This window comes from Sphingomonas melonis (assembly GCF_013409985.1).
GTDB classification, from domain to species: Bacteria; Pseudomonadota; Alphaproteobacteria; order Sphingomonadales; family Sphingomonadaceae; genus Sphingomonas; species Sphingomonas melonis_A.
The window spans coordinates 1-22,131 of record NZ_JACCBY010000006.1 but is presented as its reverse complement, the minus strand read 5'-3'; the positions used below and the strand labels follow the sequence as shown (position 1 = coordinate 22,131).

The following is a 22,131-nucleotide window of genomic DNA, read 5'->3' as shown; positions in this document are numbered from 1 at the left end:
TTTGACAGCCGAAAATCCAAAAATCCGCAGATTCGTGCGGCTTATGACTTCGTTTGATACTGTTGGGGCGCGGCGGCTGGCGGAGACGGAGGGATTCGAACCCTCGGTACGGTTTCCCGTACGACGCTTTAGCAAAGCGTTGGTTTCAGCCACTCACCCACGTCTCCGGATGCGGCAGAGTTGGCGCTATAGCGGCGGTGTGCGGGCGGATCAACCGGCCTCGGTCGCACGATCGGACGGAATTTCGCGCCGACCTGCCTTTCGTTCATTGCCGGGCAAGCGCGACGATGGTTAACCTCGCGCGCGTCGGGTTGTCCGAGGGGGTAGGCATGCGTGTGTTCGGTTTTTCCATGGCGGCGACGAGCCTGCTGGCGGCGAGTGCGCCGGCGCAGGTGACGACGATCGATCCCAATCGGGCGATCGACGGCGATCTTGCCACGTCGGCACCGGCCAAGACGCGTACGCCCGCCCCCGCGCCGTCCGCGCCGCGCCCCGCCGATCCCCCGCTCGAGCAGACCGAGACCGCCCAGCCCGGCTCCACCCAGGCGAACGTCCAGCCACCGTCCGTGTCCGAGCAGACCCGCGCCGAGGCGGTCAACCGCGCCGCCGAAACCTATCATCGCGACGATCTGCTCGCCGCGGGCGAGGGCGTGTTCGGCAAGGGTGCGGCGGGACTCGCCGGCCTGCTGGAGAAGGTGCTCAAGGAACAGGGCGAACCCAACGCCTATATCGCCGGGCGCGAGGCGGCGGGCGCGTTCATCGTCGGGCTGCGCTATGGCTCGGGCATCATGAGCCACAAGGTCGAAGGGCAGCAGCCGGTCTATTGGACCGGCCCGTCGATCGGCTTCGACGCCGGCGGTGACGCCAACAAGGTGTTCGTGCTGGTCTACAACCTCTACGACACCGCCGACCTGTTCCATCGCTTCCCGGCGGCGGAAGGACGGCTGTATTTCGTCGGTGGCTTTGCCGCGACCTATCTGCGCCGCGGCAATATCGTGCTGATCCCGATCCGCCTCGGCGTCGGCTATCGCGCCGGCGTCAACGTCGGATATATGAAGATCACCCGCAAGGCGCGGTGGATGCCCTTCTGACGCAGCCGCGGCGGCGGCGGGTGGCTCAATCCACCAGCCGCCAGCCGAGCGTCTCGCCCGCCAGGAACGGCACGACCGCGGTGTCGCCGCTGCCGATCCGGTCGGGCACGGTGACCGGTGCGCGTTCCAGCGTCACCGTCCCCGTGTTGAGCGGCAATCCGTAGAATCGCGCGCCATGGTCCGAGGCGAAGCCCTCGAACCGGTCGAGCGCGCCCTCCTCGTCGAACACGCGGAGATAGGCCTCGAGCGCGAACGGCGCGTTGAAGATGCCGGCGCAGCCGCAGCCCGATTCCTTGGCGCCGACGACATGCGGCGCGCTGTCCGTCCCCAGGAAGAAGCGCGGGCTGCCCGACACCGCCGCGCGCCGCACCGCCAGCCGGTGCGATTCGCGCTTGGCGACCGGCAGGCAATAGGCGTGCGGGCGCAGGCCGCCGTCGAAGATCGCGTTGCGGTTGATCAGCAGATGCTGCGGCGTGATCGTCGCGGCGATGGGATGCGCGGCCTCGGCGACGAACGCCGCCGCCTCGGCCGTGGTGATATGTTCGAGCACGATCTTGAGCGCCGGATAGTCGCGGGTCAGCGGCGTCAGCACGCGCTCGACGAACACCGCCTCGCGATCGAAGATGTCGATGCTGCGGTCGGTCACCTCGCCATGGATGAGCAATGGCATGCCGATCCGCTGCAGCGTCTCGAGCACGCCGGTGAGCTGGCGGATATCGGTGACGCCGTGCGCGGAATTGGTCGTCGCATGCGCGGGGTACAATTTACACGCCGCAAACAACCCGGCGGCATAGCCCTCCGCGATCATGCCGGCATCGGCGTGATCGGTCAGATAGCAGGTCATCAGCGGCGTGAAGTCGACGCCGTCGCCCAGCGCCGCCATGATCCGCGCGCGATAGCCTTCCGCCGCGGCAAGGTCGGTTACCGGCGGGGTCAGATTGGGCATGATGATCGCGCGGGCGAACTGACGGGCGGTATGGTGCGCGACCGCCGCGAGCATCGCGCCATCACGCAGATGCACATGCCAGTCGTCGGGGCGGCGGATCGTCAAACGGTCGGTCATCCGCCCTCCCTATCGGCGGCGGGGCCGCCCCGCCAGCTTGATGACGCGCGTCCGCGCACTAGGTAGGGTCGATGCAGACCACCCTTACCGATCGCGCGCTCGTCCGGCTCAGCGGCGATGATGTCCGCGGCTTCCTCCAGGGGCTGGTGACCAACGACGTCACCGGGGCGCTGCCGGTCTGGGCGGCGCTGCTCACACCGCAGGGCAAGGCGCTGTTCGACTTCATCGTCTGGCCCGACGGCGACGATCTGCTGCTCGATGCGGAGGACGCCCAGGCCGATGCGCTGATCCGCCGCCTCGGCCTCTATCGCCTGCGCCGCGCGATCACCATCGCGCGCGACGATCGGCTCGCGGTCCATTGGTCGCGCGAAGCGGGAACGGGCGTCCCCGATCCGCGCCTGCGGGCCCTCGGGCATCGCTGGATCGCGGCTCAGACGCAGCCCGCGGAGGGCTGGCGCGCGCATCGCCTGTCGCTCGGCGTCGTCGAGGGCGTCGGCGAGCTCGGCAATGGCGAGACGCTGTGGCTCGAATGCAACGCCCGCGAGCTGAACGGCGTCAGCTTCACCAAGGGCTGCTATATCGGCCAGGAGAATACCGCGCGCATGCATCATCGCGCCAAGGTCAACCGCCGCCTGGTCGTCGCGCCTCTGGGCGAAGCGGGCGACCGCACCCGCGCCTGCTATCCCGAGCTCGGCCTGATGGTCGAACATCGCCGGGTCGAGGCGTTGGGCGATGCGCTGCGGCCGGACTGGCTGGCCGCAGCGCTCGCCGAGGATCAGCGCCCGACGGCGGTATAGGCGAAGCCCGCGCCCTCGACATCGTCGCGACGATAGACGTTGCGCAAATCGACGAGCACCGGCGCGGCCATGATCGACGCCAGCTTGGGCAGGTCGAGCGCGCGGAACGCATCCCATTCGGTGACGATCACGACCGCGTCGGCGCCGGTCGCCGCCTCATAGGCGTCCTTGCAATAGACGAGGTCGGGCATCATCCGCCGCGCCGGCTCGATCCCTTCGGGATCATAGGCCCGCACGGTGACGCCGGCATCGCTCAGCGCCTGCGCGATGGCGATCGACGGCGCATCGCGCATGTCGTCGGTATTGGGCTTGAAGGTCAGACCGAGCAGCGCGACCGTCTTGCCTTTGGGCGTATCGCCCAGCGCGTGCAGCACCTTGCGGCCCATCGCGCGCTTGCGGCTGTCGTTCACCTTGACCACCGCCTCGACGATGTGGACGGGGCTCTCGAAATCCTCGGCGGTCTTGAGCAGCGCCAGCGTGTCCTTCGGGAAGCAGGACCCGCCATAGCCGGGGCCGGCATGGAGGAACTTGGCGCCGATACGATTGTCGAGGCCGATGCCGCGGCTGACGTCCTGCACGTTCGCCCCCACGGCTTCGCACAGGTCGGCGATCTCGTTGATGAAGGTGATCTTGGTCGCGAGGAAGGCATTGGCCGCATATTTGATCAGTTCCGAGGTGCGGCGGCCGGTGAACAGGATCGGCGATTCATTGAGGTAGAGCGGCCGGTAGACGCCGCGCATCACCTTGCGCGCCGCCTCGTCGTCGGTGCCGATCACAATGCGGTCGGGCCGCTTGAAGTCGCCTATCGCCGCGCCTTCGCGCAGGAATTCGGGGTTGGAGACGACCGCGACCGCCACATCGGGCCGCTTCTCGCGCAGGATGGCCTCGACCTTGTCGCCGGTGCCGACCGGCACGGTCGATTTGGTGACGACGACGGTCGGGCCGGTCACCGCCGCGGCGATCTCCTCGGTCGCGGCAAAGACATAGCTGAGATCCGCATGGCCGTCGCCGCGCCGCGACGGCGTCCCCACCGCGATGAAGATCGCATCGGCGCCCGCCACCGAGGCCGCCAGATCGGTGGTGAAGGTCAGCCGCCCGGCAGCGACGTTGGTCGCCACGAGCGATTCCAGTCCGGGCTCGTAGATCGGCATGCGCCCGGCCCTGAGCGCCGCGATCTTGCCCTCGTCCTTGTCGACGCAGATCACGTCATGGCCGAAGTCGGCGAAACAGGCCCCGGACACCAGGCCGACATAACCCGAACCGATCATCGTGATGCGCATCGATACCCTCTTGCCAGATGGGAGGAACCCCGGCGTTCTCTAGCCGAACGCACGGCGATTGCCAGTCTTCCCCGTGTTGCGACCAGTCGCAGGCTGATCACGCGGCACTGCGCCGATGATGCCGCATAACAGCGGCAAACAAAAAGGGAGGCCGGCTTGCGCCGACCTCCCGATTTGCATTCCAACGGTAGGAGCTGGTCTTACTGACCGGCGCCGGGACCGTAGGTGACTTCCACGCGACGGTTCTGCACTTCGCGCACACCGTCGGCGGTGTCGACGCGCGGACGGCTCTCACCGAACGCTTCCGTCGAGATGACACCGGCGGGGATGGCATGCGACGTGAGATACGCCTTCACCGAGTCCGCGCGGCGCTGCGACAGGCCGACGTTGTACTTGGCCGAACCCGACTTATCGGCGTGGCCGGCCAGCATGACCTGCGCGTTACCGCAGCTCTGGTACTGGCTGACGGCGTTGTCGAGGATCGACGCGGCCTCAGGCGTGACGTCCGACTTGTCCCATTCGAAGAACACGATGAACGGACCAGGCGAGCAGACCGGAGCCTCTGCAACCGGCGCCGGAGCAGGCGGGGGCGGCGGGGGCGGCGGGGGCGGCGGCGGCGGCGGCGGCGGGGTCGGCGAACCGAAGTTGTAGGTCACGCCACCCAGGATGCTGTGCGAACGGAAGCGACCGTCGAACTGACGGTTCGTCGCGTCGACCAGCTTGACGTTGTCGGCATTGAAGAAGCGATACTTCAGCGTCGCGTCGATGTGGTCGGTCAGCGGAGCGCGAACGCCGGCGAGACCCTGCCATGCGAACACGGTGTCGGAATCGTCGACGAAGTTGCCACGGGTGTTGAGCGCGTAATTCGCCTTGACGCGAGCCACGCCGACACCGCCGCCGACGAAGCCCTGGATGCCGTCGTCTTCACCGAAGTCGAGCAGGCCGTTCAGCATGAAGCTGAGCGCCGAGGTCTTGCCACCGGCATAGTCGTAGGTGCCGGCCGGAACCGAGACGAGCGCACCGGCGGTGTTGTACGCCGGGGTGGTCAGGGTCGAGCTATAGCCGTCGACAGTCGCCGAACGGTAGCCGACTTCGGTCTCGACGCGGAAGCCGCCGAAATCGTAGCCGATGACGCCATCGACGTCGTAGCCATAGTTGTGGTCGACCGTGGCCGCCTTGGAGGTGTTGGCGATATCATAATCGATGTCTTCGACGATCATCGCGCCGCCTTCGACGCCAACGTACCACGACTTGTCGCGGGCGAGGGCGGGAGTGGCGAGCGCGGTGGATGCCAGTGCCAGTACGACGGCAAGCTTCCGCATAGGAGTCCCCTTTCTTGAGTGTCACTACGGACAGGGCAAACTCACTATCCGAGGGTTGGTTTCCACGCAAGAATGCAAAAGGTCGGACCTGTTGCAAGGATGACACACCCAATTTCAGCCCGCGATCAGACCATGCTGGCGCAAAGCACTGAGAATCCTCGCCAATGTCTGGCGTGCCGCGGTGTCGACGACAGTGCCACCCTCGGGCTCGGCGATCGCTCCGCCACGCGGGCCGACCACGGGAACACCGCCGATGATCAGCCGCCCGGCGACCACCTCGCCGTCGCGCCAACGCCCGTCGCGATAGGCAAGCGGCTGACTCGCCGACATGTTCCAGACGACAAGGCCGTCGGCGGCACCGGCGAACCGCCAGCCGCCTGTGGTCCAGCATGCCAGCGCGTCGCCGTGCCCGGCCCAGGCATCGGTCGGCGCGGGTCCGACGATCCAGCATTGACCCGGCCGTGGGTCGGCGGGCGGCGTGTTGCCGCCAAGCCCCACCACCGCCGGCTGCACCAGCATGTCGAGCCGCATCAGCGCCTCGTTATGCGTCACTTCCTTGCCCGCCTGTCCGGCGGCGAGCAGCGGTAGCGCCAGCCGCGCGCTGATCTGATCGGTCATCGTCATGCTCCATGCTCAAGCCAAAGACGGATCGGCAGCGACGCAGCGAGCGTGCCCTGCTGGACGATCGTGATCGTGGTGCCGGCCGGCGGTCGCGCCGCCGCAGACAGGGTGAGGCTCGCCGTCGCCGTCTCGATCACGCGCTGCGATCCGTCCGCGGCGGCGATGGTCACCCGATACGCCTCCGCCTCCTCGCCCAGCGGCGCATCGACCCCGTCCGGCCACGACCAGCCCGCCCGGCTGCGCCGCGTCCAGCGGATCGCCAGCCCGCCGTCGCCTGAGGCTTCGGCGACCACATGGACCGGCGCGGGCGGCGCCACCGACGCACCGGTGATCGCCTCCGCCGCCTCCGCCGGCGCCGCGCTATCCCCCACCCCGCTGGCGAGCAGCCGCAGCCGCCGCCCGATCGCCGCGACCGGCAGATCGATCGTCGCGACCGCATCCGCCTCGATCAGCGCGAACCGGTCGCCGATCGCCTGCGTGGCGATCGCCGCCTCGGTGCCGCGCAGCCCGCGATACAGGCCGGACAGTGCCCAGCGTCCGCCGCCGAGCGGATCCGCCCGCGTGAACTGGAGCAGTTCGTCGCCCAGCAGCGCCAGATTGCCGCCCTGCGCCAGCTGTGTCGCATCGGCATCGCCGAGCATCATGTCCGGCCGCGCCAGCCGCACCACCGCCCGGCTGCGCCGATCGGCGAGCAGCGCCGAGGCCGCGGCCGGCAGCGCCTCGATCCGCCCGATCACGCCTGGCGCCGCGGTCGGCCCCGCCGCGGTCCAGCTCGCGCCGTCGTCGAGGCTGTAGAGCAGCGCCGCCTGCCGCCACCCGGTGCCCTCCCCAGTCGCGATCACGCACACCCGCGGCGCCGCCAGCGGCACCTCGCCCAGGCCGGGCAGCTCCGCCGCGACCAGCAGCGTCCGGCCGACGACGCGATCCGCCGCCGCGACGACCCGTCCGCTGCTCGCGGCCGTCACCACCGGCGCCGCGCCGAGCGGCACCAGCGTCAGCGTCGTCAGCACGTTCGACACGCTGCTCGCCGCTACCCGCCACCGCCCCGGCTCGCCGGCGAGCGACACGATCGCGCCCGGTGCGATGCCCAGTCCCTCGACCCCCAGCGTCACCTGCCGCCGCGTCCGCTCGACCTCGCCGCGCGCCACCAGCGCCGCCGCGACGCCCTTCGCGGCCGCGGCGCCCAGCACCGCGGGCAGCTCGACCCGATCGATCCGCTCGCCCGGTCCCGGCCGTCGCACGCGCTGCACGCCGATCTGATAGTCGCGTGCGGGATCGTGATGCGCCACCGCCACCTCGCGCGGCACGCTGGCGAGCGCGGCTACCGTCCGCCGCCGCCGCGCCGCCCGCCCGCTCGCCGCCATGCCGGCATCGGCCACCACGACCGCCGCGCCTGTATCGGTCTGCCGGACCAGCCGCGCCCCCTCGGCCCGCCACCAGCCGCCGTCGAGCATCGCCAGCGTGTCGAGCACGCCGCGCACGCTCCCCGCCGCCGCGAAGCCGCCGAGCGCCAGCCCGCCCGCCGCCGCCACGTCCGGCGCCAGCGCCGCGGCGATGTCGCCGCAGCTCACCACCCCGTCGTCCGCCACGACTTCGAAGGTCAGCGACGGGATGCGATTGCCATACTCCGCCAGCTGCATCCCCTCGAACACCGCATAGGCCAGTCCCCGATAGGCCGGCACTGTCCCCATCGCCGCCGCGATCAGCGGATCGACCGCCTGGTCCTCGCCGCCCAGGTGCAGCCGGAACCCGGTCTCGCTCTTCCAGTCGCCCGCCGCGCCGCGCAGCAACTTGCCCTCCGCCCAGATCCGCCCGACCGCCAGGATCGGCCGCGCCGACAGCGCCACCGCAAAGCTCGCCGCATAGCTGTAGGTGGTGATCCCCGGCTGCCCCTTGCCGCCGCGATGGCGCGCGCGCGTCTCGACCAGGTCGGTCGACCAGATCACCGTGCCCGCCACCCGCATCGTGCCGAACAGCTTGGGCAGCGGCGTGCCATAGCTCGACGTCTGCACCGCCAGCTCGGTCAGCCGCGGCCCCTCGCGCGCCGCATGGCGGAACAGCCGCGCGTCGAGCGCCTGCCCGACGAGCGCGCCGACCGCACCCCCGATCGGTCCGCCGATCACCTGTCCGACCGTGCTCAGCACCAAGGTCGCCATCAGCCCCTCCCCTCATAGCGCCAGGCGCCGAGCAGCGGCCAGTCCGCCGCCCCCGGCCGCTCGACCACCCGCCGCAACCCCGCGTCCGCATGCACGATCCCGCGCCCCGCCCGCACCGCGCCATGCAACTGCCCCGGCCCGACGCGGAACAGCAGCACGTCGCCCGCCGCATCGCCGCCGCCGCGCGCCAGCACGGCATCGAACCGCGCGATCACCGTCGCGGGATCGCCGCCGCGCAGCGCGTAGCCGCTCGGCACCGCGCCAGCCCAACCCGCCGCGCGCAACGCTGCCACGATGACCCCGATGCAATCGAGCCCGCTCGCCGGCTCGCGGCCGTGCAGCCGGAACGGTGCCCCGACCAGCGCCAGCGCCGCTGCGGCGACCGCCGCTCCCTCAGCCACCGGGATAGCGCGTCAGCAGGTCGATCCCCGGCAGATGCGGCTCACCGCGGAAGTTCGCGGCATTGCCGAACCGCGCCGCGCAGGTCGCGAAACTCTTGTCGCATCCCTCGCTCACTTCGACCAACGCGCCCGCCGCCACCGCAAAGGCCGGCGGGCTCCGCACCGTCACGCTCGCCCCCGCCGAGGCGTCGATCGCCTGCACCAGCCCGGCGTTCGCCCCGCCGAACCAGCGCAGCACCCCGCCGGCATAGGCGCCGGCCACCGGCTCGGCGGCATCCAGCGTCACCACCCGGTCGGCGACCGTCACCACCCGCGCGAACCGCCGCCGCCCCGCCATCGCCACCCGGCAGCGCCGGTCGCCCAGCTCGGCGCGGCATTCCGCCGACGTCTCCTCCACCACCGGCCGGTCGAGCGCCGCGCTCGTTCCGGCCAGCTCGGCGGTGAAGCCGTCCTCGCCCAGCTCGACCGCGCCGATCCGCCCCTCGCCGAGGTCGGCAAGCGCCGCCCCCGTCTCCCAGTCCACCGCGAACACGCGCACCCGCGCCCCGTCCCAGCGCCCGGCGAGCAGGTCCGCCTCGCCGATCGCCGCGCTGGTCAGCGCGCCGCGCACGTCCATCGTATCCGCGTCCAGCCCCGCCGTGCGCTCGATCGCCGATGGCACCATGCCCGGCGCCGCGCGATGCACCAGCCCGTCGATCGTCAGGTCGCGGTCATGCGTGGTCAGCCCGATCGCCACCCCGTCGCGCCGCTCGATCCGCCAGCAGAAGGCGACACAGGACAGCGCCTGCGCACCCGCCGCGCCCCCGTCGGCGCTCATGGCCGCACCTCGATCAGCGGCACCGACACCGCCTCGCCGGCAAGGAAGGTCGTGCGGCTCACCCGCAGCTGATCCTCGGCGAAGCGCACCACCACGTCGAAGGCGAAGCTCGCGCGCACCGTCGCGCCCGCCGCCGGCGCCGCATCGAGCAGCAGCACGCCGTCCGCCTCGACCGCAAAGCCCTGCGTCGCCACCCCGTCCACCGCGACGCGGACGCTGCCCGCCACCGGCCGCACGATCCGCCGCACGGCGGCGTCATAATGTTTGACCAGCGCGAACCGTCGCCGCGCGCCGTCGCCCGTGCCCAGCAGCTCGTCGCTGCCGTCCGCATCGAACGGATCGCGCATCCGGAACGCGCGCGCCGGCCCCATCCGCGCACGGAAGAACGCCAGCAAGGTCGCGATATCCGCCTCGCTGCGCACCCCCGGCCCGACATCGTACCGGGTCCGCGCCTCCGCCCAGCCGGCGTTGCGCTGCTCGGCGCCCCCCGCCGCGGTCAGGATCGTCGTCGCGAAGCCGGGGATCACCGCCGCCTCCCGCCCCAGCGCGATCGGGAACAGCACGTCGTCATAGTCCTGCACGTCATCCTCCCCCTCGAAATGGACGAAGCCGTCGCGCATCACCTGCGGCAGCGCCCACAGCACCACCGCCGCGACGCCGCGCGCCCGCGCCGCCTGCCCCGCCGCCTCGATCCGCGGCCAGTGCGCCGCCGCCTGGTCGCCGCGCAGCACGAAGCCCGACAGATACTGTTGCCGCGCCGGCGGATAGCCGAGCCGCGCCTGCGCCGCCGCGGCGCCGCGCACGCTCGATCCGCTGTCCCCCGCGGTCACCCAGTCGTAATCCTCCAGCTGCAGCACGTCGAACGCCGGCGCTGCCCAGCCGAGCGGCATGTTGGCGCGCTTCAGCTCGGGCGCCGCCGCATCGAGCACAATGGGCAGATAGGTGAGCAGATGGCTGCGGCAGGCGGGAAACGCCGCCTTCACCGCCCCGACCAGCGCCGCGGTCGAGGCGGCCAGCGCCGCCCCCGCCCGGTCCAGCGTCGCCCGCTGCGCCGCGTCCAGCGGCCCGCGCACGCTGGGGATGGCGACTGGCGCGAACGCCGCCACCGCCGCCGTATCGTAAAGGCACGGGCGCCCGTCCGCCATCGTCCACCACCACGGCTCGCCGACCTGGAACAGCGGCGCCAGCCCCGCCGCCACGCCGATTCCGACGAACGCCGCCGCGATCTGCCGCAGATAGGCCATCGCCCCCTCGTGCGACGGCGACAGCAAGGTCGACGGCGGCGCCCACGCGGTCAGCGCCGGCGATCCGTCGGCGGCGCGCTGCTTCCAGTCGTTCCAGCAATGCGCGTCGAACAGCTCGTAGCTCAGCGACCAGATGATGGCATAGCCGAGCGACTTCGCCCGTGCCGCGAAGTCGCGATGCCAGGCGGCGCAGGCGGCGTTGAGCACGCCGCCGCTCAGCCCGACGTAGAAGCCGCCGCCGAGCGGATCGAGCCGGAAATAATGGCTCATCCCGACGTAATGCGTGATCGCCCCGCGATAGCCGAGGTGCAGCGCGTTGCGCAGCAACCGCGCGGGCGTGAGGTTGTAGCTGTCGTCATAGCCGCTGGCGATCGTGAAGCCGTGCTCCGGCACCACCGCGTCGCCCAGCGCCAGCACCGCGCCCGGCCCGTCGCAGGCGATGCCGGTCAGCTCCGCCCACCCCTCGCTCGCGCCGGCCAGCGCCGTCGCGCTGCCGTCATAGGCGGGCGCGACCAGCGACACGAACATCCGGTCGACATCGCCCGCCCATACCGGCTGCGCGTCGTCGGGCAGCCGGAACCCGCCGTCGAGCCGCGCGAAGTCGAGCGTGACCAGCGCATCCTCGGGCGTACCCGCCGCATAATTCCACAGCCGCACGTACCAGGCCCGCGCCACGCCCGCGGCGTCGCGCCCCTCGATCGTCAGCGTCGGCCCGTTGACCGCGTCGAGCGGCTTGATCCCCGCCGACCGCCAGCGGAACCGCAGGCGACAGCCACGGAAATCGCGATCCGTCGCATAGCGCAGCAGCGGATGATCGATCCGGTCTTCCGCTTCCCAGATCAGCCCGGCCAGATCGGCGCGCGTATAGAAGACCGCGTCGACACGCAGCGCATCGGCGGCCGGGTTGGTCACCGCCGCCATCATCGGCCGCGGGAAATTGACCGTCCAGAACCGCGGATCGAACCGTGCGACGAACCCCGCCGCCTGCTGCTCGCGCCGCGAGCACAGCCAATGCGCCATATCCAATCTCCTGAAAGGCCGCACGGATCGCACATCCGGCGGACGCGGCGGTTGGGATGCGGGAGGCAGGCGACAGCGCCTGCGTCATCCATCATCGTCCATCGACCGCCCGCGGTCACGGACAAGCATCGCTACAATTGCCGGACCCGTTCCGCCCGCACCGCCTTCACCAAACGCAACATTACTCGCCTGTCACCATGAAAAGGCATCTACAAGGAAGGGCCCAGACATGATCCGCCTATTCGGCCATCCTCGCGGCACTGCAACTCTCGGTGATCAGCTCGCCGTACGATCCAAAGAACGACCTTGAAGGCGCAGCGAGGATACAGAAAACCCGCGAGGACATCCTGCAAGGCCGCGACGTCATGGCCAGCGCCTCCTCACCGACGCATCCGGTTGTCGTTGACGACAAGGAGGTTTCGGCGTCCGGTCACGGCCTAGGCCCGATCGACATTCGGCCCAATTCCTTCCCCTTGGGGGGGAGGACTACCGCCTATGGCTCCGGTGACGAGGTTCGGACGGCGTCCTCCTCGCATCCGTCACCCCGGAACAGGTCCGGGGTGACGGGGTGGGAGGCGGCGGACTAAAGCGAACGTCCACACGATAGCCTTGCCCTGCCGGGGCCGGCGTTATCTCCAAAGCCTGAATGTCGATCCGGCCTACGGCTGCACCGTCACATCATGCCGATGGTGTGCAGCCATTGCGCGACCTGCGCCGGCCATTCCCGTGTGATCGGATCGGCGGTCGGCCGCATGCCGAAGGCGTGCCCTCCCCTCGCGTAGAGACGCATATCGACCGGCACCCCGGCGTCGTTGAGCGCCAGCGCATAGGTCATCGGCTGTCGGACATCGTCGGTAGGGTCGTTCATCGCGTGGATGATGAGCGTCGGCGGTGCCTTCGGGTTTATCGTCACCCACGGGGCGGGTTCCAGGTCATTCCTGCCCTTGCTGACGTCCCGGATACGGGCCGTATAGGCGATGATCGCGAAGTCGGGCCGTGGCGATACCCGATCCGCCGCATCGCGAACCGGATAGGTTCTCGCATAGTCGTTGCTCATATTCGCCGCGAGGTACGCGCCGGCCGAAAAGCCGATGACGCCGATCTTATGAGGATCGATGCCATAAGTGGCGGCGCGGTGACGCAGCAAACCCATCGCGCGGTGCGCGTCTTCCAGACCCAGTAAAACCGCCGGCCGCCTCTGGAGTCCCTTCACCTTCGGCCAGACCTGTGGAGTCCGGTATTTCAGGATGACGCATGTCATGCCCCTTGCGACGACCCAGTCGCAGATTTCGGTGCCTTCCAGATCGGTTGCCACCGCATAGAACCCGCCGCCGGGCAGCACCACCATCGTCGCGCCGGTGTTCCGTCCCTTCGGCTTGTAGATGGTCATGGTCGGCCGGGTGACGTAGCTCGCCCAATGCCATTTCCTCCCGCCGACCAGCGGCGAGCCGTTCCCCGTACCTTCGGCCTCGTCGCCCGTGTCCGGCTTCGCAAGGGGTACGTCCGCCGGCCATAGGGGGATCTGCGTTCCGCCGGGGTTGGGTTGCCACACGCCCTTTCGCTCGACCTTCGGCACTTCGATCCTGCCCGGCGGCGTGCTGGTCCTGTTCGTCTGAGCGCACACGGCTCCAGCCAGACCGAGTGCAAGGAGCAACGGCACGACAAACCCGAAGCGCGACACAAGATGTCTCCAACGTTGAGGGCGCGATCCCCGGATGCGAATCGCCCGAGCGGCATCGAAGGAGGGTAGAGGCGCGCCCCGAACCTGCAAGCTGCTGGCCCCACCACGGGCGTTCCCCTGAGTCCGCAATGTGCCAGGCCCACCCGTCATCCCGGGCTTCATTGGGAAAGCGCAGGACCAACACGAACGCGCGCACTTTGTCCCGCCGGTGCCGTGCGGCCCCTTTTCCTCATCCCTCCAGCGCCGCCCGCACCGCGCGCGCGATCTGGCGGCTCGACCGTTCCATCGCCGCCGGCGCCTCCCCCGCGCCGGCCTGCACATGGATCGTCACGCGCACGTCGCGCGCACCCGCCGCCGGCACCGCGGTCTCGACGCGTCCGCTCGCCGTCGGCACGAACAGTTCCGGCCCGCGCTCGCCGACGACATAGCCGCGCCCCGCCACCACCGGCCCGCCGGTCGCACGCCCCGGCAGGCCCAGCCCGGCCAGCAGATCGGCCAGCGCCGACCGCTCTCCCGCACCGTCGCCGCCCCCGCCACCGCCGCCGCGGCCGCCGCCGCCACCCAGCACCGCGCCGACGCCGGCGTGCAGCGCCGCCTTGGCGATCTGCGCCATCGCCGCGAGCGCCACGCCCTTCAGCTCCTCGAAGCCGAACTTGCCGCTGCGCACCGCGTGCAGCAGCGCGCTCTCGATCGACCGGCCCGCCCGCTCCGCCCCGGCGCCGAGCGCGCCTTCCAGCGTCCCCCGCATCGCCTCGACCTCGCGCGCGAAGCCGGCCGTGTCGGCGCGCACGCCGACCACCATCCGCTCCACCTCATCCATCCGGAAACGCCTCCCGCATCGCCGCCAGCGTCGCGGCATCGGGCGGCGTCACCGCCGCCCCGCCGCCGCGCGCCGCCGTCACCACCGCCGCCAGCTCGGCCGGCGTCGCCCGCCAGAAGGCGTCGGGGCTCCACCCCAACACCGCCCCGGCCGCCCCCGCCAGCCGCACCGCCGCTTCGGCAAAGCCGCTCATCGCCCCGCCAGGATCTGGTGGAGCAGGTCGCGCAGCACCGGCGCCAGCTTCGCCAGCCCGACCCCGATCAGCGCCTCGCCCAGCCGCTCGCGCGTCATCCCCTCGGGCAGTTCGCGCAGGCAATGCCAGAACAGCGCGGCCAGCTCGCCGATGCCGAGCTTGCCCTCCGCCGCGCGCGCGACGAGGTCGAACAGCGAGCCCAGCTCCTGCTCCGCCGCCACCAGCGCCTGGAATGACGGCCGCAGCACCAGCTCGCACCCGTCGACGCGCAGCGCGCATTCACCGCGCGCCGGGTTCGCACCCGCGCCGCTCACGACGCCACCACCGGCCCGGAACTCTCCAGGCTCACCGTATAGGATCGCTCGCCGTTGAAATCGCCGGCATAGTCGAGCTTGGTGACCAGGAACCGCCCGGTCATGCTGTCGCCGCTCTCGAAGCTCAGCCGATAGTCGTCGATCGTGCCGGCGAGCGCATGGCCCTTGATCCGCGCCTCGGCGGCGGAGCCGGTGAACACGCCGGCGCCCGACACGCTGACGCTGCGCACGCCCGCGCCCGACAGCAACTGCCGCCAGCCGCCCGAATCCTTGTTGGTCACCACCACCGCCTCGCCGTTGACGCTCATCTGCGTCGTGCGCAGCCCCGCCACCGTCGCGAACGCCGGCACCTGCGCGCCGTCGCCGATCTTGAGCAGGAACGCACTGCCCCGTTCCACCGCCATCATCTGTCTCCTCAGTTGATCCGAAACATCCGCACCGCGAACGCGCTGGTGCCGGTCCAATGCTCGGCCTTGCCGCGCACCAGCCGGCTGCGCGCCAGCCGCAGCCCGGCGAGCCGCCACCCCTCGGCGCCGAGGTCGACGGGCATGGTCGCCATCGCCGTCTCGACCGCGGCGATCAGCGCGCGCAGCCGGTCGGGCTGCTCGCCGATGTCGTCATAGGTCACGGCGATCGTCCCGATGCGGCCGGTGACGCCGCTCGCATCCGCCGCGGCCAGCACCGGGTCGTCGAGCACCACCCGCGGCATCGCCGCGCGCAGCGGCGGCGCGGCGAACACCCGCGTCTGCCGCCGCAGATGCGCGAGCACCGCCGCATACAGCACCGCCCCCGCGCTCACCGCCGCGCCTCCGCGGACAGCCGCATCCGCCGATACGGCCGCCACAGCGCCGCCACCGCGGCGGGCGGTGCGACCCGCCCGTCGCGATGCTCGAACAGATGCGCGGCGAGCAGCACCACCCCCTGTTGCAGCGGCGCGCCGAGCGTGTCCCAGCCCGCCGCCAGCCCGGCGGAATAGGCCATCGTCACCGCCGCCCCGGTCCGCACCCAGCCGATGCCCTGCGCATCGATGTCGACCGCCACGCCCGCCGCCGGTGCGGTGATCGCCCGCACCGGCAGTTCCGCCAGCCGCTGCCAGCCGGGCGCGGCGACGAGCGGCTGCTCGAACCCGCGCACGATCAGCCGCTGCCCGCAGAACGCCTCCGCCAGCGCCAGCGCCGCCGCCGCCGCCCGGCCGAGCACCGCATCCGCCTCCCCCATCCGCAGATAGTCCGCCGCGGCCGCCGCCGCGGCGCGTATCGCCCCCTCCATCCGTGCCTCCTGTCCCCCGAACCGATCGCGCGCCGCGGTCAGGCGGTGGCGAACTTCATCAGCTTGATCGCCTCGCTGTCGGCGACGCAGCCGCCGACCCGCCGCGTCGCGTAGAAGCTGACGAACGGCTTGTTGGTGTAGGGATCGCGCAGGATCGCGGTCTCGGCGCGCTCGGCGATCAGATAGCCCGCGGCGAAATTGCCGAAGGCGATGGCGAGCGCGTTGGCGGCGATGTCGGGCATGTCCTCCGCCTCGACGACGGGATAGCCGAGCAGCCGCGCCGGCTGCCCCTCGGCAAGGCCCGGCTGCCACAGCGGATGGCCGTCATTCCCCTTCAGCTTGCGGATGCGCGCCAGCGTATTGGCGTTCATCACCCAGCTCGCCCCCTGGCGATAGGGCGCGCGCAGGCTCTGCATCAGGTCGATGAGCCGCTCGTCGGGCGCGCCGCCGAAATCGCTCGCCGCACCCGAGGGGAGATATTGCAGCGTCCCCAGCGACCGCACCCCGTCGCCCGCGGTCGAGACCGGCTGGCTGAGGAAGCCGCGCGGCCGGTTGACGCCGTTGCCGGCAACGAACGCCGCGCCTTCCGCCTTGGCGAATTCGACGGCGATCTCGTCCGCCAGCCATTGCTCGACATCGAAAGCCGCATCGTCGAGCATCGCCTGGCTCGCCGACGGATTGGCGTACAGCTCGCCCATCGGCGGCGCCAGTTCGGTGAACACCGGCGTCGCGGTCTCCGGCCGCGGCCCGGTCTCGCTCGCCCAGCCCGACGGCGTGCCGCCGGTGGTGATCAGCTTGCGATAGCCCGCCGAGCCGACCTGCACGACATTGGCGATGGCGCGGATCGGCGAGGCGCCGGTCAGCACCCGCGCGATCTGCGCATCGATCTCGCGCGGCACCGCATAGCCGCCCGCATCGCCGCTCACCCCGGTGAACGCCTTCATCTCCAGCGTCGCGCCCTGCCGCACGAAGCCCTCGAAGGCCCCGTCCGCCTGCGCCACGCGCGCGCCGTCCCCCCGCGTCATGCGCGCACCGTCCCCCCGCGCCATGCGCGCGCCGTCCAACGCCGGCCGATCGACCACGTCCATCTTCATTCTCCTCGTTGAAAACCCTGCGGGCCGGATCAGTCGACCCGGTCGATCCGCGCCCCCGGCTGCATCGGCACCGGCACGAGGCTCACCTCGACCAGCGCCACGCGCAGCAGTTCGCGCCGCGCGCCCTGCGCGACGCGCAGCGGCCGGTAGCCGACCGACAGTCCGTCGATCGCACCCCGGAGTACCAGCGCCGCGACACCGGGCTCCTCGACCTCGCCCGCGACGCGCAGCCCGCGCGCGTCCTCGCCGATGGCGACGATCCGGCCGACCGGGCGCCCGCAATGCTGCCACAGCAGCGGCACCGCGCCGGCATCGGCGAAGGCGCCCGCGCGCATCACGTCGCCGGCCCGGTCGGCGCGGTCGAACAGCGCCGCATAGCCGCCGAACCGCACCGCCGCGCTCACGCCAGCCACGCCCGGAACCCGAGCTTCACCGCCAGCCCGGCAAGCAGCAGCGCACCGGCGATCCGCATCATCCAGCCCGCCACCGCCTTCCAGGCCGACCGTTTGGCATCGCGCCACGCGCCGAGCAGCTCGCGCAGCGCGGCGAGATCGTCGCGCGCCTCCTCGTCGCCCAGCCCGAGCCGCTTGAGCGCGCGCATCGCCGACAGTTCGCCCGCCTCCTCGGCGATCGCGCGCATCGTCGCGATGTTGCTGCCCTCGCGCGCCGCCTGCGCCATCAGTTGCGCCAGAACCTCGCTCATCATCCTACTCCCACCATGGTCCGTTTCTCGTCGTCCGACAGGAAGTCGGCGGCGGCGACGCTCGCCCACAACCGCTCGCGATCCTCGCTCAGCGCCGGCACGCGATCGGGGTCGACCGCCAGCGTCGCCCCTGCGAACCAGCCGCCCAGGCCCTGCGCCAGCCCGGCTAGGATCGTCGCGGCGAGCGGCAGCACCGTCAGCCGCCACAGCGCGCGATTGGCCTCGCGATAATTGGCGTAGGTCGCATCGCCGGGCAGCCCGAGCAGCATCGGCGGCACGCCGAAGGCAAGCGCGATCTCGCGCGCCGCCGCCGCCTTCAGCCCGACGAAGTCCATGTCGGCGGGGCTCAGCGACAGCGGCTGCCAGCGCAGCCCGCCCTCCAGCAGCATCGGCCGCCCGGCATTGCCGGCGCCGGCGAAGCCCGCCTCCATCTCCGCCTTCAGCCGCTCGAACTGTTCGGGCGCCAGCGCCGCGCCGTCGCCGGAGTCGTAGACCAGCGCGCCCGATGGCCGCGCCGCATTGTCGAGCAGCGCCTTGTTCCAGCGTGCCGCGGCATTGTGGACCGCGACCGCCCCCGCCGCCGCGCCGAGGCAGCCGATGCCATAATGGTCGTCGGTCGGATTGAAGCTGCGGACGTGCACCACATCGGGCCGCGGCCCCTCGGCATCGAGCCGCGTCCGCCGCTCGCCGACGCGATAGACATAGGCGGTCGGCCAGCCGCTCGCGTCGAGTTCGGCGGTGACCCGCTCGGGTCGCAGCGCATAGAGCGCCGCCACCCCGCCCTCGCCGTCGCGCAGCAATTGCACATAGGCATTGCCGTGCAGCAGCAGTTGCGCCGCCGCGCTCTCCAGCAGCACCTGGCCACCCGATCGCGCCGCGACCAAAGCGGCGAGCGCCGGCTCGCTCGCCGCGATCGGCGCCGCCGCGACGCTTTCCGCGACCAGCTTCACCGCACGCTGCGCGACGGCGTTGCCGCCAAAGGCGTCGCGCACCTGCGCCTCGTAGGAGCGCGGCCACTCGCCCAGCGCCACGCCCGTTCCCGTGCGCGACAAGGCCGGCCGCCCGCCCTCGCGCGCCGGCCTGCGTCCGAACAACCGCATGATGATCTCCCCTGATATGTCGAGGCGCCCTCGTCGTCGCCGCACGCGCCCGCCGATGCGCCCCCGTCGGTCTTCGCGTCTTCGCGATTACCGCGACCGCGCCGCCGCGCGTGCTACAGGCCGCGCACGCCCGCCGTGGCGCGGCGCCCGAGCATCAACTCGCTCAGCGCCCATACCAGCGCGTCGGCGCGGTCCGGCGAGCGCCCCGGCCCGTGATAGCCGCCACCGGCGAGCAGCCCGCACATCTCGTCCTCCAGCGCGGCGAACCGCCCGCAATGCCGCACCCGATCGCGCTCGTAGAGCGTCGCCACCGGCTCGGCCCGCGCCACCTTGCCGCGGCTCGCCCGCACCAGCGTCACCGGCAGCGCGACATCCGCCGCCAGCAGCACCGATCGCACCATCGTGCCGCCCTGATTGGCCTCCGCCACCACCCGGTCGGCATGGTGACGCGTCGCGCAATCCGCCACCGCGCGCGCCCAGCCCTCCGGCGACGCCGCCGCGACGCTCGCATCCTCCAGCACATAGGCGATGCCGTCCCCGTCGCGTCCGACCGCGACGATGCCGCAGGCGTCGCCCGCCGCGCCGTCGATCGTCCCCGCCGGCGGATCGACGCCGACGACGACGCGCACCAGTGCGACCGGCGCGACGGCGCGGCTCGCCTCGATCCGCGCCCGCGTCCACAGGGCGCCGGCCAGATCCTCGACCATCTCGCCCTCCAGCTCCTGCCGGCCGAGCGCGGTGCCGCCATAGGCCTCCTCGACATGATCGACGAAGACCTCGGGCAGGAAGGGGTTGTCGCGCGTCGCGCCGCGCGTCTCGACCAGCCCGCGCGTGCGCAGCACCCGCTTCATCAGCGCGGTCGGCCGCGGCGTCGTCGTCACCAGGATGCGCGGCTGCGCACCGCGCCGCATCCCCATCATCAGATTGTCCCAGGCGGCATCGCCGCGCCGCCATTTCGCCAGCTCGTCGCACCAGGCGGCGCTATGCTCGGGGCCGCGCAGCTGGTCCGGCGCATCCGCCGAATAGACGCGGGCCACCGCCCCGTTGGGCCAGCGCACCTCGCCCCGGGTGATCGTATAGCGCGGCATATGGCCGGTCTTGGCGACCGCGCGCAGTCCGCTCGGGCCGTCGATCATCACCCGGCGCACGTCCGCCGCGGTCGCCCCGACCAGCGCGATCTGCGCGTCGCCGTCGACCTGCGCCAGCGCGGTGACCCATTCCGCCCCCGCCCGCGTCTTGCCGAAGCCGCGGCCGGCGCGGATCAGCCAGATCCGCCAGTCGCCCGCGGCCGGCGGCACCTGCCCGGCCTGCGCCCAGCCGCCCTGCCAGCGTTCGGCCAGTTCGCGCCGCACCGGGACCGGCAGCGACCGGATCAGCGGCCCGCGCTCCGCCACGGGCAGCGCCGCGAGCCGGGCGATCACATCGGCGGGCGCCTCGCTCATGCCGCCGCCTCCCGCTGCTTCCGGCTGGCGAGTGCGGCCAGCCGTTGCAGGATCACCGTATCGCTCTCCTCACGCGTCGCGACCTGTCGCGCCGGTCCGCCGCGGCTGCCCCGCCCGGCCCGCGGCTGCTCGTGCAGCGTCAGCAGCCGCATGGCGTTGGCCCAGTCGAAGCCGCGGCCGGCGCCGGTGTCGGTCGCCTCGGGATCGCCGCCCGACAGGATATGCGCGATCATCTGCGCCTTGATCGTCAGGCAGCCCGCATCGAGCGCCGCGCGCCAGGCCGCGGCGAAGGCGGGGTTGGTCCGCTGCCGGTAATAGACCTGCGCGTGATCGACCCCGATATGCGCCGCCGCCGCGCGGATGTTCCCGGTGCGCGCCAGATGATCCAGGAATGCACCGGTCAGCGCCGCCGTCCACCGCACGCGTCGGCCGCGCTCGGGAAGCATGATACCCCTGCGCGCGACGCCCGCGCCCGCGTCATCATTCCCCTGTGCCGCGATCCTCTCCGTCATCGCCGTCCCCCCCATAGACCCCGGAACGCGATCGGGCCGGCAGCGGCGGGGCTTCACCCCATCGCTCCGGCCCGACCCGCAATTCCTCATCGTTCCTGTTCTGTACCCAATCAGCGTGACGATGTCAAGCGCTTTGTACCAGATAGGATAACGATTGCTTTCACGGGCGCGATCCGTTTTGCACTGGCTCAAACAGACTGTCTAACGTGCGATAATCCCACGCAATCGCGCATCGACCTGTCCGACAGATTGTGTCACAAACGGGTCTATCGTAGCTCGTAATGCGAGCCGCTGCCGACGATGGGCGCCAGCCTTCAGCGGACCGGACCAGGATCGGGGACACACCGCCTAACCATGACGAATGATGACAACCCCCTGACAGACAGCGATTTATCATGAGGATGGCGCTCGGCCCGGCGGCGCATGGCCTGATCGCCCGCGACCTTACCGTGATCGAGATCGATTCGGCCTATGAAACGATCCTCGGCCTGCCGCGCGAGGCGATCGTCGGGCGCAACGTGCTCGCGACGCTCGCCGACGCCGATCGCAGCGCCGCCGAACGCCAGTTGCGGCGCATCCTCGACACCGGCGAGCCGCGCTTCTTCACACAACGCCACCTCCGCCCCGACGCCCAGGCCCTGTGGGTCAATCTCCACGTTTCGCGGATCGGGGTCGGCGACGATCTGCGGCTCGCGGTGACCTGCCAGCCGCTGCGCGAACAGACCACCTCGCCCTCGAGCGTCGAGGCGCAATGGCGGATGGCGCGGCTGCTGCTCAGCGCGATCCGCAGCGGCAAACAGTCTTTCGGTTCGGCATTGATCGGCAATCCTGCAACCGAAATCCTGCTCAGCGCCTATGTTGCCGAGGCGGAGGCCAAGGCGATTCAGGGGCGCGAGATCGCCGACCGCATCGCGGTCGACTGGCTGCTCGCCCGCCGCTGGCTGCTGGCGCTCGGCAATGCCGGGTTCGTCGAGCTCGAACGCCCCGGCCCGATCATGGAAGACACGCCGATCCGGCTCAGCCCGCAGGCGCTGACCATGTTGGAGGCGATCTTCGGCTCGCTCGTCGCAGTCGCCCAGGGCGCGCCCGTCGACGCCTAGGCGCTGTCTGCATTCATAGGATTCCGTTTGAGTTGAAGATCTGATTCAAGGCTGGGCAAGGGAGCCAGGCTTTGAGCAGACGAACATTGAC

The 22,131-nt window shown here is 71.4% G+C and carries 24 protein-coding genes and 1 tRNA gene; 3 read left to right on the top strand and 22 right to left on the bottom strand.

Features of this window, described 5'->3' with window-relative positions:
- Nucleotides 1–77 precede the first annotated feature (77 nt).
- A tRNA-Ser gene (locus HD841_RS16640) sits at nucleotides 78–167 on the bottom strand.
- A gap of 162 nt (nucleotides 168–329) precedes the next feature.
- On the opposite strand from HD841_RS16640, the gene HD841_RS16635 reads away from it, so the two are divergent.
- Entirely contained in the window at nucleotides 330–1,091 is a 762-nt protein-coding gene (locus tag HD841_RS16635; protein ID WP_179510021.1) for a DUF1134 domain-containing protein, read from the top strand.
- Nucleotides 1,092–1,116: 25 nt separating this feature from the next.
- On the opposite strand, the gene pyrC is transcribed toward HD841_RS16635, so the two are convergent.
- Entirely contained in the window at nucleotides 1,117–2,154 is a 1,038-nt protein-coding gene (pyrC, locus tag HD841_RS16630; protein ID WP_179510020.1) for a dihydroorotase, read from the bottom strand.
- A 71-nt stretch (nucleotides 2,155–2,225) separates the two neighbouring features.
- Here pyrC and ygfZ point away from each other — a divergent pair, with 71 nt between their 5' ends.
- Complete coding sequence (ygfZ, locus tag HD841_RS16625; RefSeq protein ID WP_179510019.1) at nucleotides 2,226–2,951, top strand: CAF17-like 4Fe-4S cluster assembly/insertion protein YgfZ; 726 nt, start codon at nucleotides 2,226–2,228, stop codon at nucleotides 2,949–2,951.
- On the opposite strand, the gene HD841_RS16620 is transcribed toward ygfZ, so the two are convergent.
- From HD841_RS16620 to HD841_RS16525, 20 genes are all read right to left on the bottom strand, one after another.
- Complete coding sequence (locus HD841_RS16620) at nucleotides 2,930–4,231, bottom strand: UDP-glucose dehydrogenase family protein (RefSeq protein ID WP_179510018.1); 1,302 nt, start codon at nucleotides 4,229–4,231, stop codon at nucleotides 2,930–2,932. The two genes, ygfZ and HD841_RS16620, sit on opposite strands and share 22 nt — an antisense overlap.
- A gap of 200 nt (nucleotides 4,232–4,431) precedes the next feature.
- The gene (locus tag HD841_RS16615) at nucleotides 4,432–5,553 is read right to left on the bottom strand and encodes an OmpA family protein (protein ID WP_179510017.1); all 1,122 of its coding nucleotides are present in this window, start codon (nucleotides 5,551–5,553) and stop codon (nucleotides 4,432–4,434) included.
- Between the two features lie 114 nt (nucleotides 5,554–5,667).
- The gene (locus tag HD841_RS16610; protein ID WP_179510016.1) at nucleotides 5,668–6,171 is read right to left on the bottom strand and encodes a DUF2793 domain-containing protein; all 504 of its coding nucleotides are present in this window, start codon (nucleotides 6,169–6,171) and stop codon (nucleotides 5,668–5,670) included.
- A 2-nt stretch (nucleotides 6,172–6,173) separates the two neighbouring features.
- Nucleotides 6,174–8,330 carry a GTA baseplate fiber-binding domain-containing protein gene (locus HD841_RS16605; protein ID WP_179510015.1) on the bottom strand — a complete coding sequence of 719 codons (2,157 nt, stop codon included), beginning with the start codon at nucleotides 8,328–8,330 and terminating at the stop codon, nucleotides 6,174–6,176.
- Complete coding sequence (locus HD841_RS16600; protein ID WP_373563053.1) at nucleotides 8,330–8,731, bottom strand: peptidoglycan endopeptidase; 402 nt, start codon at nucleotides 8,729–8,731, stop codon at nucleotides 8,330–8,332. Before HD841_RS16600 ends, HD841_RS16605 begins: the two co-directional genes overlap by 1 nt.
- Nucleotides 8,724–9,548 carry a DUF2163 domain-containing protein gene (locus tag HD841_RS16595; protein WP_179510014.1) on the bottom strand — a complete coding sequence of 275 codons (825 nt, stop codon included), beginning with the start codon at nucleotides 9,546–9,548 and terminating at the stop codon, nucleotides 8,724–8,726. Before HD841_RS16595 ends, HD841_RS16600 begins: the two co-directional genes overlap by 8 nt.
- Nucleotides 9,545–11,812, bottom strand: coding sequence for a DUF2460 domain-containing protein (locus tag HD841_RS16590; RefSeq protein ID WP_179510013.1), 2,268 nt, complete (start codon nucleotides 11,810–11,812; stop codon nucleotides 9,545–9,547). Before HD841_RS16590 ends, HD841_RS16595 begins: the two co-directional genes overlap by 4 nt.
- A gap of 673 nt (nucleotides 11,813–12,485) precedes the next feature.
- On the bottom strand, nucleotides 12,486–13,493 hold the full coding sequence (locus HD841_RS16585) for an alpha/beta hydrolase (RefSeq protein WP_373563052.1): 1,008 nt from the start codon (nucleotides 13,491–13,493) through the stop codon (nucleotides 12,486–12,488).
- A 229-nt stretch (nucleotides 13,494–13,722) separates the two neighbouring features.
- Nucleotides 13,723–14,313 carry a tail tape measure protein gene (locus HD841_RS16580; RefSeq protein WP_179510011.1) on the bottom strand — a complete coding sequence of 197 codons (591 nt, stop codon included), beginning with the start codon at nucleotides 14,311–14,313 and terminating at the stop codon, nucleotides 13,723–13,725.
- Nucleotides 14,306–14,506, bottom strand: coding sequence for a phage tail assembly chaperone (locus HD841_RS16575; RefSeq protein ID WP_179510010.1), 201 nt, complete (start codon nucleotides 14,504–14,506; stop codon nucleotides 14,306–14,308). Before HD841_RS16575 ends, HD841_RS16580 begins: the two co-directional genes overlap by 8 nt.
- Nucleotides 14,503–14,820, bottom strand: a complete 318-nt coding sequence (locus tag HD841_RS16570) for a gene transfer agent family protein (protein ID WP_179510009.1) — start codon at nucleotides 14,818–14,820, stop codon at nucleotides 14,503–14,505. The genes HD841_RS16575 and HD841_RS16570 overlap by 4 nt, the downstream gene beginning before the upstream one ends.
- Nucleotides 14,817–15,224, bottom strand: a complete 408-nt coding sequence (locus HD841_RS16565) for a phage major tail protein, TP901-1 family (RefSeq protein WP_179510008.1) — start codon at nucleotides 15,222–15,224, stop codon at nucleotides 14,817–14,819. The genes HD841_RS16570 and HD841_RS16565 overlap by 4 nt, the downstream gene beginning before the upstream one ends.
- An 11-nt stretch (nucleotides 15,225–15,235) precedes the next feature.
- Nucleotides 15,236–15,619, bottom strand: a complete 384-nt coding sequence (gp17, locus tag HD841_RS16560; RefSeq protein WP_179510007.1) for a tail completion protein gp17 — start codon at nucleotides 15,617–15,619, stop codon at nucleotides 15,236–15,238.
- Nucleotides 15,616–16,089, bottom strand: a complete 474-nt coding sequence (locus tag HD841_RS16555; protein ID WP_179510006.1) for a hypothetical protein — start codon at nucleotides 16,087–16,089, stop codon at nucleotides 15,616–15,618. Before HD841_RS16555 ends, gp17 begins: the two co-directional genes overlap by 4 nt.
- Nucleotides 16,090–16,127: 38 nt before the next feature.
- Nucleotides 16,128–17,177, bottom strand: coding sequence for a phage major capsid protein (locus HD841_RS16550; RefSeq protein ID WP_373563051.1), 1,050 nt, complete (start codon nucleotides 17,175–17,177; stop codon nucleotides 16,128–16,130).
- A gap of 35 nt (nucleotides 17,178–17,212) precedes the next feature.
- Nucleotides 17,213–17,587, bottom strand: a complete 375-nt coding sequence (locus HD841_RS16545) for an HK97 family phage prohead protease (protein ID WP_373563058.1) — start codon at nucleotides 17,585–17,587, stop codon at nucleotides 17,213–17,215.
- Nucleotides 17,584–17,889, bottom strand: a complete 306-nt coding sequence (locus HD841_RS16540; protein ID WP_179510005.1) for a DUF6127 family protein — start codon at nucleotides 17,887–17,889, stop codon at nucleotides 17,584–17,586. Before HD841_RS16540 ends, HD841_RS16545 begins: the two co-directional genes overlap by 4 nt.
- Nucleotides 17,886–18,986 (bottom strand): phage portal protein, encoded by a 1,101-nt coding sequence (locus tag HD841_RS16535; RefSeq protein WP_179510004.1) that lies wholly within the window; start codon nucleotides 18,984–18,986, stop codon nucleotides 17,886–17,888. Before HD841_RS16535 ends, HD841_RS16540 begins: the two co-directional genes overlap by 4 nt.
- A 113-nt stretch (nucleotides 18,987–19,099) precedes the next feature.
- Nucleotides 19,100–20,428, bottom strand: a complete 1,329-nt coding sequence (locus tag HD841_RS16530) for a DNA-packaging protein (protein WP_179510003.1) — start codon at nucleotides 20,426–20,428, stop codon at nucleotides 19,100–19,102.
- Nucleotides 20,425–20,940 carry a hypothetical protein gene (locus HD841_RS16525; RefSeq protein WP_257015690.1) on the bottom strand — a complete coding sequence of 172 codons (516 nt, stop codon included), beginning with the start codon at nucleotides 20,938–20,940 and terminating at the stop codon, nucleotides 20,425–20,427. Before HD841_RS16525 ends, HD841_RS16530 begins: the two co-directional genes overlap by 4 nt.
- A gap of 395 nt (nucleotides 20,941–21,335) precedes the next feature.
- Between HD841_RS16525 and HD841_RS16520 the strand changes: the two genes are divergently transcribed.
- The gene (locus HD841_RS16520; protein ID WP_179510002.1) at nucleotides 21,336–22,040 is read left to right on the top strand and encodes a PAS domain-containing protein; all 705 of its coding nucleotides are present in this window, start codon (nucleotides 21,336–21,338) and stop codon (nucleotides 22,038–22,040) included.
- Nucleotides 22,041–22,131 lie beyond the last annotated feature (91 nt).

Excerpts from the sequence above, each read along its gene's own strand:
- HD841_RS16635 (WP_179510021.1), top strand. The coding sequence starts at position 330 with ATGCGTGTGTTCGGTTTTTCCATGGCGGCGACGAGCCTGCTGGCGGCG.
- pyrC (WP_179510020.1), bottom strand. The coding sequence starts at position 2,154 with ATGACCGACCGTTTGACGATCCGCCGCCCCGACGACTGGCATGTGCAT.
- ygfZ (WP_179510019.1), top strand. The coding sequence starts at position 2,226 with ATGCAGACCACCCTTACCGATCGCGCGCTCGTCCGGCTCAGCGGCGAT.
- HD841_RS16620 (WP_179510018.1), bottom strand. The coding sequence starts at position 4,231 with ATGCGCATCACGATGATCGGTTCGGGTTATGTCGGCCTGGTGTCCGGG.
- HD841_RS16615 (WP_179510017.1), bottom strand. The coding sequence starts at position 5,553 with ATGCGGAAGCTTGCCGTCGTACTGGCACTGGCATCCACCGCGCTCGCC.
- HD841_RS16610 (WP_179510016.1), bottom strand. The coding sequence starts at position 6,171 with ATGACCGATCAGATCAGCGCGCGGCTGGCGCTACCGCTGCTCGCCGCC.
- HD841_RS16605 (WP_179510015.1), bottom strand. The coding sequence starts at position 8,330 with ATGGCGACCTTGGTGCTGAGCACGGTCGGACAGGTGATCGGCGGACCG.
- HD841_RS16595 (WP_179510014.1), bottom strand. The coding sequence starts at position 9,548 with ATGAGCGCCGACGGGGGCGCGGCGGGTGCGCAGGCGCTGTCCTGTGTC.
- HD841_RS16590 (WP_179510013.1), bottom strand. The coding sequence starts at position 11,812 with ATGGCGCATTGGCTGTGCTCGCGGCGCGAGCAGCAGGCGGCGGGGTTC.
- HD841_RS16580 (WP_179510011.1), bottom strand. The coding sequence starts at position 14,313 with ATGGATGAGGTGGAGCGGATGGTGGTCGGCGTGCGCGCCGACACGGCC.
- HD841_RS16575 (WP_179510010.1), bottom strand. The coding sequence starts at position 14,506 with ATGAGCGGCTTTGCCGAAGCGGCGGTGCGGCTGGCGGGGGCGGCCGGG.
- HD841_RS16565 (WP_179510008.1), bottom strand. The coding sequence starts at position 15,224 with ATGGCGGTGGAACGGGGCAGTGCGTTCCTGCTCAAGATCGGCGACGGC.
- HD841_RS16555 (WP_179510006.1), bottom strand. The coding sequence starts at position 16,089 with ATGGAGGGGGCGATACGCGCCGCGGCGGCGGCCGCGGCGGACTATCTG.
- HD841_RS16550 (WP_373563051.1), bottom strand. The coding sequence starts at position 17,177 with ATGGACGTGGTCGATCGGCCGGCGTTGGACGGCGCGCGCATGGCGCGG.
- HD841_RS16540 (WP_179510005.1), bottom strand. The coding sequence starts at position 17,889 with ATGATGAGCGAGGTTCTGGCGCAACTGATGGCGCAGGCGGCGCGCGAG.
- HD841_RS16535 (WP_179510004.1), bottom strand. The coding sequence starts at position 18,986 with ATGCGGTTGTTCGGACGCAGGCCGGCGCGCGAGGGCGGGCGGCCGGCC.
- HD841_RS16530 (WP_179510003.1), bottom strand. The coding sequence starts at position 20,428 with ATGAGCGAGGCGCCCGCCGATGTGATCGCCCGGCTCGCGGCGCTGCCC.
- HD841_RS16525 (WP_257015690.1), bottom strand. The coding sequence starts at position 20,940 with ATGACGGAGAGGATCGCGGCACAGGGGAATGATGACGCGGGCGCGGGC.
- HD841_RS16520 (WP_179510002.1), top strand. The coding sequence starts at position 21,336 with ATGAGGATGGCGCTCGGCCCGGCGGCGCATGGCCTGATCGCCCGCGAC.